Source organism: Lysinibacillus sp. NPDC092081, assembly GCF_044755845.1.
Lineage (GTDB): Bacteria > Bacillota > Bacilli > Bacillales_A > Planococcaceae > Lysinibacillus.
Window position 1 is genome coordinate 717026 of sequence record NZ_JBIVRU010000001.1, and the last position, 12963, is coordinate 729988.

12 protein-coding genes are annotated in these 12963 nt (G+C 38.4%); 1 reads left to right on the forward strand and 11 read right to left on the reverse strand.

What is annotated here, in order from left to right; translation table 11 throughout:
* Window positions 1-3: 3 nt before the first annotated feature.
* The 4 genes from fliF to flgB all read right to left on the reverse strand — a co-directional run bounded on the left by fliF (window position 4) and on the right by flgB (window position 3133).
* Window positions 4-1596 (reverse strand): flagellar basal-body MS-ring/collar protein FliF, encoded by a 1593-nt coding sequence (gene fliF / locus ACIQLB_RS03700; RefSeq protein ID WP_400721044.1) that lies wholly within the window; start codon window positions 1594-1596, stop codon window positions 4-6.
* A gap of 350 nt (window positions 1597-1946) precedes the next feature.
* Window positions 1947-2252 (reverse strand): flagellar hook-basal body complex protein FliE, encoded by a 306-nt coding sequence (gene fliE / locus ACIQLB_RS03705; RefSeq protein WP_387079978.1) that lies wholly within the window; start codon window positions 2250-2252, stop codon window positions 1947-1949.
* A 23-nt stretch (window positions 2253-2275) separates the two neighbouring features.
* Window positions 2276-2737 (reverse strand): flagellar basal body rod protein FlgC, encoded by a 462-nt coding sequence (gene flgC / locus ACIQLB_RS03710; protein WP_400721047.1) that lies wholly within the window; start codon window positions 2735-2737, stop codon window positions 2276-2278.
* A gap of 3 nt (window positions 2738-2740) precedes the next feature.
* Window positions 2741-3133, reverse strand: a complete 393-nt coding sequence (flgB, locus tag ACIQLB_RS03715; RefSeq protein ID WP_400721050.1) for a flagellar basal body rod protein FlgB — start codon at window positions 3131-3133, stop codon at window positions 2741-2743.
* Window positions 3134-4073: 940 nt separating this feature from the next.
* On the opposite strand from flgB, the gene ACIQLB_RS03720 reads away from it, so the two are divergent.
* Complete coding sequence (locus tag ACIQLB_RS03720; RefSeq protein ID WP_400721053.1) at window positions 4074-4244, forward strand: hypothetical protein; 171 nt, start codon at window positions 4074-4076, stop codon at window positions 4242-4244.
* Window positions 4245-4503: 259 nt separating this feature from the next.
* Here ACIQLB_RS03720 and codY read toward each other — a convergent pair whose 3' ends face one another.
* The 7 genes from codY to dprA all read right to left on the reverse strand — a co-directional run bounded on the left by codY (window position 4504) and on the right by dprA (window position 12942).
* Window positions 4504-5283, reverse strand: a complete 780-nt coding sequence (gene codY, locus ACIQLB_RS03725; protein ID WP_370042872.1) for a GTP-sensing pleiotropic transcriptional regulator CodY — start codon at window positions 5281-5283, stop codon at window positions 4504-4506.
* A gap of 87 nt (window positions 5284-5370) precedes the next feature.
* On the reverse strand, window positions 5371-6768 hold the full coding sequence (gene hslU, locus ACIQLB_RS03730) for an ATP-dependent protease ATPase subunit HslU (RefSeq protein WP_400721056.1): 1398 nt from the start codon (window positions 6766-6768) through the stop codon (window positions 5371-5373).
* The gene (gene hslV, locus ACIQLB_RS03735) at window positions 6768-7313 is read right to left on the reverse strand and encodes an ATP-dependent protease subunit HslV (RefSeq protein WP_049668432.1); all 546 of its coding nucleotides are present in this window, start codon (window positions 7311-7313) and stop codon (window positions 6768-6770) included. The genes hslU and hslV overlap by 1 nt, the downstream gene beginning before the upstream one ends.
* Before the next feature lie 20 nt (window positions 7314-7333).
* Entirely contained in the window at window positions 7334-8233 is a 900-nt protein-coding gene (xerC, locus tag ACIQLB_RS03740) for a tyrosine recombinase XerC (protein WP_400721059.1), read from the reverse strand.
* Window positions 8234-8542: 309 nt separating this feature from the next.
* The gene (gene trmFO, locus ACIQLB_RS03745) at window positions 8543-9856 is read right to left on the reverse strand and encodes an FADH(2)-oxidizing methylenetetrahydrofolate--tRNA-(uracil(54)-C(5))-methyltransferase TrmFO (protein ID WP_400721063.1); all 1314 of its coding nucleotides are present in this window, start codon (window positions 9854-9856) and stop codon (window positions 8543-8545) included.
* Window positions 9857-9874: 18 nt separating this feature from the next.
* Window positions 9875-11953, reverse strand: a complete 2079-nt coding sequence (topA, locus tag ACIQLB_RS03750; RefSeq protein WP_400721066.1) for a type I DNA topoisomerase — start codon at window positions 11951-11953, stop codon at window positions 9875-9877.
* Between the two features lie 92 nt (window positions 11954-12045).
* Window positions 12046-12942, reverse strand: coding sequence for a DNA-processing protein DprA (dprA, locus tag ACIQLB_RS03755; RefSeq protein ID WP_400721068.1), 897 nt, complete (start codon window positions 12940-12942; stop codon window positions 12046-12048).
* Window positions 12943-12963: the final 21 nt, after the last annotated feature.

The window sequence follows — 12963 nt, forward strand, 5'->3', positions numbered from 1 at the left end:
TAGTTAGTCTTCCGCAATCCAACTACGCAGTAACTTCGCAAAATCGTCTGGCTTATCTTTTGCCATTTTTTCAAGCTGTTTACGACGCATTGTAGCTTCCGTTTCAATTTCTTCATTAATATCTTCAATCATTAGTTCTTCTTGTTCATCTAGGATACTAAGTTCTTCTTCTTCCTGCGCACGTTTACGTGAACGGACAATGAAGAATGCAAGCAATAATATTACAGCTAGTAATATGCCGCCGATTACCCAAACCCACCATGGAATAACAGATTTTTCGCTAGCTACCTCTGTTGCTTTACCATTTAAAGGATGCACTGAAACTGCTACTTTTTCATCGATTTGTTGTTGAGTAAGTTCAGCTGTTACGTCTTTAGAAATCGTCGTACGAACAATAGTACTTAAAATTTTCTGAATATCCTCTTGAACCCCATTTGGTAACGTTCCCGCGTCAGCTCCTGTCGGTGGTTCAACAATTACTTGGATACCCATATCTTTAATTTTATATGGTGCCTCTTGGATATCTTTACGTATACGGTTTACTTCATTATTAACTGTGTCTTCAGCACGTTCGTAATCCCCATTACCATTTGCACCTTCGTTATAAGTTGTGAAGTTATCTGTCGTCGTTTCAGCTTCAGGCGTACCAGCAGCTGCAGCTCCTGTACCAGTATATTGCTCAGTAATATGTTGTGCACTAATCGCGATTCCTGCCATGTTCTCTTGGTCAACAGGTGTAACTAGGTTTTCTTCACGATTTTCTTTTTTGAAATCAATGTCTGTTGACACAGAAACTATTACTTTGTCTTGTCCCATAAGCGTACCTAGCATATTTTGAACTTGACGTTGTAGGTCACGCTCAATCAATTTCTTCGCTTGTAACTGGCCTTCAGCTGTCGTTGTTGAAGCTCCATCAGTAGTCGCAGCATGTAGATCAAAGAAATCAGAAAATTGGTTAGATATAACAATATTATCCGTGTTTAAATTCGGAACACTTTTTGCTACTAAATTGTACATAGTGGCAATTTGTTGCTCCGTAAATTTATAACCAGGATCCGTATTCAAAACAATAGATGCCGTCGCTTCATCTTTAACATCTTTTAAGAAAACGCCCTCTTCTGGAAGGTTAATCATTACCTTTGCATCTTTTACACCATCTAGATTTTTAATGAGCTTTGCAATTTCTGTTTCAGTTGCTGCTTTTTTTAATAGATTAAATTCATTATCTGTCATACCAAACCCAGAACTATTGGCAAAAGAGTAATCAATCGATCCTGTTTGTGGATATCCTTCCGATGCCAACTGCACTAACAATGAATCTACTTGATCTTCAGGTACTAAAATCGATGTCCCTCCTGGTGCAATTTCATATTTTACACCTTGAGAGTCCAACGCTTCCTTCACTTGACCGATTTCTCTTGTCGATAAATCTTTATAAAGTGGTACATATGTAATTTTTGTAGCAAAAAGTGTAATAACGGTAGCAAGTGCTATAACCCCTACTACTGAACCAAGCATTACGAATTTTTGTTTTCTACTACGACTTGTCCAAAATTGGCTGGTGTCGTTTTTTATTTTCGTCAATCGTTCATTCATTATGAATCCTCCGGTTATAGTGAATAACCTATCCATCTAATAATTCGCGAAAACAGTGATATCCCATAACATTCAATCATTATCATCACCATAACAGGTTGATTTTCGTTTTGACTAGGCTTTTTCCGATGAGCCACTTGGGGCCATCAGGATGTTGGCCACGAAAGTATTATCACAGGACGTGATACTTTTAACCTTCATTTCTTTATTGTCTCGCTCCTGAGTATTATCAGTAACATGACCCCAAAGAGAGTCACCTAGCCTCCACATCAATCGTTCAATTAAAAAAGTTTAAATTATGGGATATATTCTTTACTTCAATAGTGAATGTATCACTTGTTCAAATAAAGTTAGACACTCATTCGCATTATTTCTTGGTAAGCTTCAATCACCTTATTGCGAACTTCAATTGTTGCATTTAATGTAATGCTCGCCTTTTGTGATGCAATCATCACGTCGTGCAACTCTACATCTCCACCATTAATTAACTTTTGAGTAAGATTGTCAGAAGTAATTTGTTGATCATTAACTTTTGATATTGCTTCTTTTAACGAGTTCGCAAAGCTCTGTTGTGCTTCATAAGGTGTCGTGTTAAGTTTATTTGTTTCATTTACAACCTGCATAGGTGTCATTTGTGAAACGGACGAAATTGTCATTATGTATCTTCCTTTCTACTTATTTATTTTCCAAGCTCTAAAGCCTTTGTCAGCATTGATTTATTTGCATTCAATACAGTTACGTTTGCCTCGTAGGAACGAGTGGCTGACATTAAATCTACCATTTCTTTTAATGGATCTACATTTGGCATATTTACATAACCATCTGCATTTGCATCTGGATGAGTTGGATCATACACAAGTTTGAAAGGTGTTTCTCTATCTTCTTTTATTTGTGTAACTTTTACGCCGTTGCCAACGCCACTTTTTGCGTTTTTACCAAGTGCGACATTAAAGAACTTTGAAAACTGTCCCTCTTGCGCTGTAAGTGTCACAGACTTCCGGCGATATGGTTCCCACTGCCCATTCACTTGTTTAGCACGCGTTGAATCCATGTTTGCCATATTTGAAGAAATGACATCCATTCTTAAACGCTGTGCTGTTAAAGCTGAGGCAGTGGTATTCATTCCATGAAAAATAGACATCTATTACCTACCTCCTTTAATAACCGTATTTAGAGTATTTAACTTACCGTTCATACGTTCAATTAATGCGTTGTAATAAATTTGATTTTCCGCAAGCTTCGCCTGTTCAGCATCCATATCCACGGCATTACCGTTATTTCGATAACGTAAGCCATTAACATTATTCACGCCAGGCGTAGATTGTCGAATCTCGAAATCATAATGTCTACTATCAGTACGATATGCCGAAATTGACATTTGTTGTTCTTTCTCCAACATATCTTTAAAACTTACACTTTTCGCCTTATAGTTCGGCGTATCGACATTCGCAATGTTATTAGCGATTGTTTTATGATTCAAAGTTGCATAGGAAAGTCCGTTTTCCAGGCTACTAATAGTTCCTCCAAACAAATCCAAAACATTCACCTCATTTATGTACTTCTTATTTTATCCAATAATACAATTGTAATTAAGATGATACGTAGTGTCTATTGTCTTTTGTCATTTTCTAGTAGTATATATGCCCTATTTTTATTCACAAGTAACCAGGACAATACTTCCGTATCCCTTGTGCCGCATGGCTTCAAGCAACCAAGCTTGCTTCTAGTCAATTTACACTATTGTGGCAGTGTTTACGGTTTCGGGATCGATTTTTTTCCTTTTATTAACAAAACAGCAGTAGACACAGTGTCTAAATTAGAGTTCCTTTTTACTACTTATAGTGAGCTTGAAATGTGACAAAAAATTCTGAATAGAGATTCTAGACTGTCTTACAAGCAACAATAGGAGTATCTGTTTTTTTGATTTATGCAATAAGTACTTCGTATTCTAAAAATCTAATCTAGGGAGAAAGCAATAATGATAGCGTCTACGATTATTGAAATCTTACCTATAGGAGATGAGAAAAAAGATTAAAACATAGATGATTCTTCCCCCCTGTTTAGTACTATATCATAGTTTGACATAATTAGATGCAATGTCAATCAGCTGGAAATTTTGTCGAATCCTCGTCGAATTATGAAAAAGTTCAAAAAGGCAGCTGAAACACAAATATTCCAGCTGCCTACATGTTACCTATGAAATTTAGGGATCTTATTAAATAAAGTATAACCTTTCGCGCAAACGAAGGAGGAGATATCCGTACAGACTGAGCGCTTTTCTAGGGGTTTTACGTGTGAAAGCACAATGCTTACGTAGCGACAAAAATACGAGGAAGCTGCTCGGCGCTCGTCACAGGAAAGTGAGCAACCTGGAACGGAAATAAAATGGCCACAGTATTCATAAAGATTTCCTTTGCCATTTTGTTTTTCAACACACTATCAATTATGCCTCGGCATAATTGCGTCCGGAATCGGTTTTGTACTTAGGCCTGCGCGAGGGCCGACACGATGTCGGTCATTTCGGTAATGCCACAGGACGTGGCGTTATTACTGAGGGCCAACACGATGTTGGTCATTTCGGTAATGCCACAGGACGTGGCGTTATTACTGATGCAGGTCAGTTAGCCGTTATCGCATGGATGCGATGATTTTAGGCTAACATCCTTTAATCACTCCTTTCCGATTTCGTGACATCCGCCGGAGGCTTTAGGCAAACAGATGTTTATTGCGCGAAAGCGTAGCGTCAGCGGCATGAAGTTGGTCACTCTGTCGTTGCCACAGGACGTGGCGTTCTTAGACTGAGTTCCTATATTTCAGTGGATGTTTGGACAGCCGCTGAAATAAGTTAAAAGGCATCTGGAACAATTATTCCAGATGCCTTACACCGTTCCCAAAGGACGTTTTATATTATTTCATTTTAATTTCAGCTAATGCATTTAAGAACTTATCGTTTAGCACTTTAATGTAAGTACCTTTCATACCTAGAGAGCGAGATTCGATTACACCTGCTGATTCTAGTTTACGTAATGCGTTTACGATTACTGAACGTGTAATGCCAACTCGGTCTGCAATTTTAGAAGCAACAAGTAAGCCTTCATGTCCGTCAAGCTCTTCAAAGATATGTTCAATAGCCTCTAACTCACTGTATGAAAGAGAGTTAATTGCCATTTGTACAACAGCTTTGCTACGTGCTTCCTCTTCAATTTCCTCAGATTTCTCACGCAAAATTTCCATACCAACTACTGTTGCACCATACTCAGCTAAAATTAAGTCATCATCCTCGAATTGTGAAGATAAACGAGCAAGAATTAATGTACCTAGACGCTCACCACCACCAACAATTGGTACAATCGTTGTTAATGCATTTTGGAATAACTCTTTGTTTTCAACTGGGAAAGCAGTATGTTCGTCATGAATATCTAGGTTTGAAGATGTTTCAGAAATTGTAAACAAGCTATGTGTATATTCTTCTGGGAATTGACGCTCTTCGAACATCTTTTTCATACGTTCGTTTTCAATTTGTTGGTGAATTGAAATGCCTAAAAGCTTCCCTTTACGGCTTACAATATAAACATTACTGTCTATAATATCTCCTAATGTATCTGCCATTTCTTTAAAGTTTACTGGCTTACCAGCAGATGCTTGAAGCATCGAGTTAATTTTACGTGTTTTTTCTAATAAATTCATTATATGTTCCTCCTATAAATAATCCGATGAGTATTTACTTAATATTCTAAAGTTTTTTACAACTGAATGAAACTATTCAGCCTTATCTTACAATATAAACTGTGACAAATCTTTGTTTTTTACTATACCCGCAAGCTTTCGATCTACATATGCAGCATTGATCGGAATATTTGCAGGTGCAATTTCTGCAGCTTCAAACGATAATTCTTCCAATAAACGTTCTAAAATTGTGTGCAAACGACGAGCTCCAATATTATCAGTCTCCTGATTGACCTCGGTTGCAATTTCCGCAATTCGCTCAATCGCGTCTTCTGTAAAGTTTATTTCCACGCCTTCTGTTTCTAATAATGCCTTGTATTGCAAAATAAGCGATTGATCTGGCTCTTTCAAAATACGTACAAAATCTTGTTTCGTTAATTTTTCAAGCTCTACTCGAATCGGGAATCGACCTTGCAATTCAGGAATTAAATCTGATGGCTTTGACATATGAAATGCTCCTGCAGCAACGAAAAGCATAAAGTCTGTTTTTACAGCACCGTACTTCGTCGTTACAGTAGAACCTTCAACGATTGGCAAAATATCGCGTTGTACACCCTCACGTGATACATTCGCAGAAGAGTTACCTTCCTTACTAGCGATTTTATCAATTTCATCAATAAAAATAATGCCTGACTGTTCAGCTCTTGAAATGGCTTCTTGTGCAACTTCATCTGCATCTATGAGCTTATTCGCTTCCTCGATTATTAAAATACGGCGCGCATCTTTCACTTGTACACGGCGTTTCTTATGCTTTTTAGGCATCAAACTAGATAGCATATCCTGCATGCCACTGTTTGAAGACATATCCATGCCCGTTCCTTGTAACGCATCAAAAATAGAAGGATTTTGTTCCGTTACCTCAACTGTAACCCATTCATTTTCTAATTTACCATTACGTAAATCGATAGCGATTTGCGCACGTTTGGAGCGTACTTCAGTTTCTTCAGAGGAATCGTCATTGGCTTGCTGTTCTTTCCCACCAAATAACATTTCAAATGGATTTTGCATGGACTGTTTTTTTCGTAAGGAAGGAACTAATAACTTAACGATAGCTTCGTTGGCTAATTCTTCTGCTTGGTCCTTCACAGACTCCATCATTTCTTCTTTCACAAGACGATGAGAAGCTTCTACTACATCACGTACCATTGATTCTACGTCGCGTCCAACGTACCCTACTTCTGTAAACTTCGTTGCTTCTACTTTCACAAATGGTGCATTTGTTAGCTTTGCAATTCTTCGAGCAATTTCTGTTTTTCCTACACCTGTAGGTCCAATCATCAAAATATTTTTCGGAATTACTTCAGCCTTCATCTCATCACTTAACAGTGAGCGACGATATCGATTACGTAGCGCAATAGCTACCGCTCGTTTCGCTTCATTTTGTCCAACGATATAACGATCCAAATGCTCAGTAATTTGTCTTGGCGTTAAATTATTTTTTGTCATTAGTTAAGCGCCTCCACGATAATATTATGATTCGTAAACACACAGATTTCGGCAGCGGTTTCTAATGCTGCCTCGGCAATTTCACGAGCAGACATTGTATCACCTGCATATTTTTTCAGAGCACGACCTGCTGATAATGCATAATTACCCCCAGAACCAATTGCCAAAACTCCATCATCCGGTTCAATCACTTCACCAGTACCTGAAACAAGAAGGAGTGTACTTTTATCCATTACAAGTAACATGGCCTCTAATTGACGTAGCATTTTATCACCGCGCCATTGCTTAGCAACTTCTACCGCTGCACGCTGCAAGTTACCATTGTATTCATTTAACTTTCCTTCGAACATTTCAAAAAGTGTAAAAGCATCGGCAACCGATCCTGCAAATCCGGCAAGCACCTGCCCATTAAACAGACGTCTGACCTTCCTTGCTGTACCCTTCATTACAACCGCATTCCCTAGGGTTACTTGACCATCACCTGCCATAGCGCAACCTCCATTATGATGAACTGCAAATATCGTTGTCGCATGAATTTGTCCCATTTGCCTTCCTCCTTAGCTTATTATGCCCTTGGATGAGCATTCATATATGTTTGACGAAGATGCTCTTTTGTTACATGTGTGTAAACTTGTGTAGAAGTTAAATGAGCGTGGCCTAATAACTCCTGCACCGTACGTAAATCTGCGCCATTATTCAATAAATGTGTAGCAAAAGTATGGCGAAGCATATGTGGATATATTTTCGTATGGAGCGAGGCCTTGTCAATCATTTCAGTTAAAATATGACGTACACCTCGAGGAGTAAGTTCCCCACCGCGCATGTTGACAAACAATTGCTGATGACTTGTGTTTTTCATCAATCGTGGACGAGCTTGCTCTATGTAATCCTGCATAGCTAAACTCGCAAATTGCCCGAATGGAATAATACGTTCTTTTCGCCCTTTTCCCATTACCCTAATAATTGAATAATGGAAATCAACATCTTCTACTTGAATTGAGGTAAGCTCACTTACACGAATACCTGTCGCGTATAACAGCTCTAATATAGCCGTATTTCTTAATGATTTCAAATCATCGCCAACATTCGCATCAAATAGCTGCTTCAATTCTTCTTCGTAGAAAAAACTAGGTAAGCGTGATTCTTTTTTGGGGTGATAAAGTGATCGAAATGCCCCATCATCTAATCCGTACTGTCTATTTAGAAAGCGAAAGAAAGAGCGTATTGAGGAGATTTTCCTTGATACAGATGACCTTGCTCTTTTTTCATCGTACAACTTTGTTACATAAAGACGTGCATGTATATACTCAACACTAGCTAAATCATTTACACCTTCCGCTTGCAAAAACGCTAAAAAATCTAGTAGGTCCGATTCATATTCTCGCACTGTATGAACAGAGAAGTTTTTTTCAATTTGAATATAAAGCATAAACTGCTCAAGTGCATCTTGGGACGAAACTAACATTAAAAGATTCACCACCAAATGATAATTAATAACCTTCTCAAATTACAGCTGATGAGCCAAAATTACTTACACGTTCCAATAAAAGGATGTGCAATTTCGTTTATCCTCTTTAGTGTGTCACTTTGGGTATCGTTAATGTAGATAAACATACATACTGACACTATACCTATCTTCATCATATAGCAAGTAGAAATGTTTATATTTTGAGAAAATCTCCATACAAAATAATAAAATACGTGTAAATTAGCATTTTACCTACAAAAAGAAAAAGCCTCTAAGAGTATATCAACTTTTAGAGGCTTTTTGCAATCAAATTGTTTGTGAATTCACAAAATTACGAATTGTACTTATTGCGCGTGTAGCATGCATCTCTGCACGCTCTGGTTTCGAACGACGTCCTGGTGGTAGTTCAGGGAAAATGCCGAAGTTAACGTTCATTGGCTGGAAGTTTTTCGATTGTGCTTCTGTTATATAACGCGCCATACTTCCTAAAGCCGTTTCGAATGGGAAGATAAGTTGTTCTTGTCCTAATGCTAATCGAGCCGCATTAATACCAGCAATTAATCCGCTTCCAGCTGATTCAACATATCCTTCGACACCTGTCATTTGACCAGCAAAGAAAATATTTTTTTGCTCGCGAAGCTGATAAGTTTTCTCTAGAACCTTCGGCGAATTAATGAACGTGTTTCTATGCATTACTCCATAACGAACGATTTCAACATTCTCTAATCCCGGAATTAATTGCAATACTTCTTTCTGCGGTCCCCATTTTAAATGTGTTTGGAAGCCAACGATATTGTAAAGAGTTCCTGCTGCATCATCTTGTCGTAATTGGACAACAGCATAAGGTCGTTTCCCTGTTTTTGGATCCTCTAGACCTACTGGCTTCATCGGCCCAAATAACATTGTTTTCTCCCCGCGAGCAGCCATTACTTCGATTGGCATACACCCTTCAAAGTAAATTTCCTTTTCAAATTCTTTTAATGGCACAACCTCTGCTTCGATTAACGCTTGACGGAAACGATCAAATTCTTCCTTTGTCATAGGACAGTTTAAATAAGCTGCTTCCCCTTTATCGTAACGAGATTTTAAATAAACCTTTTCCATATCGATGCTATCTTTTTCAATAATTGGTGCTGCTGCATCATAGAAATATAGATAATCTAAACCTGTTAAGCCTTGAATTTTTTCAGCTAAAGCTTTCGATGTTAGTGGACCTGTGGCAATAACCGTAATACCTTCTGGAATTTCAGTGACTTCTTCATGAATTACTTCCACAAGAGGATGTTTTTTCACTGAGTCTGTCACATAGCCTGCAAACTCATGACGATCCACTGCTAATGCACCGCCTGCTGGTACTGAACATGCATCTGCTGCCTTCATAATAACAGAATCTAACATACGCATTTCTTCTTTAATCACACCTACGGCATTTGTTAATCCATTTGCACGTAGTGAGTTCGAACAAACAAGCTCTGCAAATTTATCAGTATGGTGAGCTGGTGTTTGCTTTACTGGGCGCATTTCATAAAGTCTAACTTTCACACCACGTTGAGCAATTTGCCAAGCAGCCTCACTGCCTGCAAGACCTGCGCCTATTACATTTACTACTTGTTCAGTCATGTTCTTACCATCTTTCTATCATTGAGTAGGTGTCTCTTCATAGTCACATTTCGTACACTGAATTTGCACACCTTTTTTAATTTTTTTCTCTACTAATAATGCACTACATTTCGGACATGGTCTACTAATTGGCTTATCCCAAGAAACAAATTCACACTCAGGATACTGATTGCAACCATAGAATAAACGCTTTGTTTTACTCTTTCGTTCTACAATTTCGCCTGTTTCACAGGAAGGACATTTTACGCCAATAGGTTTCATAATAGCTTTTGTATTGCGGCAATCTGGGAAGTTTGAACAAGCCATAAATTTCCCATATCGTCCAAGCTTAAAGACCATTGGAGATCCACAAAGCTCACAATCCTCGCCAGCCGGTTCATCTTTTATAACAACCTTTTCCATAGCCTCATCTGCATATTTTACATGGACCTCAAAATCCTTATAAAACTCATGTACAACTTCTTTCCACTGACGATCGCCTTCTTCAATATGATCCAAATCTTGCTCCATTTGTGCTGTGAATTCGATATTTATGATATCAGGGAAAAACTCAAGTACGAGTTGGTGCACGATTTCTCCTAGCTCTGTCGGCATAAATCGTTTTGCATCTAATACGACATAGCCACGGCGCTGAATTGTATCGAGGGTCGGTGCATATGTGGACGGGCGCCCTATACCTAACTCTTCCATTGTTTTCACAAGACGCGCCTCTGAATAACGTGGTGGTGGCTGTGTAAAATGTTGCTTTGGCTCAATTTCAAGAGATTTTACTTGATCGCCAACTTCCATTTCAGGTAGAAGCTTGGTTGTTTCTTCTGTTTGATCATCTGTACCCTCAATATATAGCTTCATAAAGCCCGCAAATTTAACTTGTGAGCCGTTTGCACGGAATAAAACATCACCATTTTGTAGATCAACGGCAACTGTATCAAGTACGGCCGGCGACATCTGACTAGCGATAAAGCGCTCCCAAATTAAACGATATAAGCGCAATTGGTCACGACTAAGCACTGCTTTTAATTCATCTGGAGTTCGCATCGTACTAGTTGGACGAATGGCCTCATGGGCATCTTGTGCATTGGATGCTTTTTTAGCCTGCTTCGTCTCTGTGGAGATGAATTCTTTGCCGTATTTGGATTCAATGTAGGCAATTGCCTCTGTTTTTGCTGTATCCGAAATACGTGTAGAATCGGTACGCATATACGTGATTAAACCGACTGTCCCCTCTTTTTTACCAACATCAATACCTTCATATAATTGTTGCGCAAGCATCATCGTTTTCTTAGCACGGAAATTTAACTTTCGTGCGGCCTCTTGCTGTAAAGAAGATGTTGTAAAAGCAGGTGCTGCATTTCGTTTACGTTCTTTTTTGGATACATTGACAACTTCAAAACTTGTACCTTTAACATTTTTTAAAATAGATTTAACTTGTTCTTCATTTGTTAATTTAATTTTTTCTTTGCCATCACCATAATAAAGTGCATCGAACGTTTTCTTACCTTTTTCAAAAGAACCTTCAATTGTCCAATATTCTTCCGGTTGGAAGTTTTTAATTTCGTTTTCACGGTCAATAATCATGCGTAGTGCTACAGATTGTACTCGTCCTGCTGATAATCCCTTTTTAACCTTTTTCCAAAGAATCGGACTAATGTTATAACCAACAAGTCTATCCAATATACGACGTGTTTGCTGTGCATCTACTAAATCCATATTAATAGGACGTGGATTTTTAAAAGATTCTAAAATCGCATCTTTTGTAATTTCATTAAAAACGACACGACAATCTGAATGAATATCAATATTTAACGCAGTCGCAAGGTGCCAAGCAATCGCTTCCCCCTCGCGGTCTGGATCGGCTGCTAGAAAGACTTTCTTCACTTTTTTAGCCGCAGACTTTAAGTCCTGTAAAACAGGCCCTTTACCACGAATCGTAATATATTTAGGTTCATAATTATTTTCAGGACTAACGCCCATTTGGCTACGTGGTAGATCACGAACATGTCCAATAGACGCCTTTACTTTATATTTTTTCCCTAAATATCGTTCAATTGTTTTTGCTTTTGCTGGTGATTCTACAATCACTAAATAATCCGCCATCTATGTCTCCCCCTTAGCGAGGTCTATTGCTAATTTTTTTAAGTTACCTGTTGCAAAATGTATAACAGATTTTAAGATAATGCAACTTTTTTTCAATTTTTGTTAGAAAAGAGCGCAAGTGTTTCAACGATTTCGTGACCATTGCACACTGGAATAGCTCCTTCTAATAGTAGTTTATTTGTGCCTTTTGATTGCTCCGCATTAATTGGACCCGGTACAACAAATACATCTTTTCCTTGTTCTAATGCATATTCTGTTGTAATAAGCGTGCCACTTCTTAATGCTGCTTCGGTTACAACTAAAGCTTTGGACAATCCGCTAATTATTCGGTTACGCATAGGAAAATGCCATTTCTCAGGCTTCATATATGGAGGATACTCTGTGACAAGTAACTGATGCTCCGCCATATGCCCAGCGAGAGACTGGTTTTCCTTAGGGTATATATAATTAAACCCGTGTCCAAGCACTGCGATTGTGGAACCTCCAACTTTTATAGTTGTCTCATGAGCTATCGTATCCGCCCCTCTTGCAAGCCCGCTTACAACAGTATATCCGTGTTCAACAAGAGGCGGAACAATTAGGTCCATTGCAGTTTTTGTATAAGTTGTAGCCTTTCTAGAGCCTATAATAGCTACTTGTTTTTCGTTCGTTAATAGAGAATACCGACCTTTCACATACAATACAGTAGGTGGACTGGATATTTCAAATAATTGCGCCGGGTAAAAAGGATGATGAAAAGGTATAGGGAAAATATCGGCCCGTTCATAAGCTTTTTCAAACGACAATGTCATATTTTGTCGAAAGTTACGAGATATCTCTAATGCTTTGTGTGATGATATTTCCAGTGCTTTTGCAATCTCGTAGGGGGGCGCTTCTTCAAAATAACTTAGTATATCCACCGGGGACAATAATTGCTGAAGTTTTTGAAGTGGTAATGGGTATATATAATGTAAAGCTAGTAATCTCTGTGTATCGACTGAAAAAATCATTTAAAGACCTCCTTTTAATAG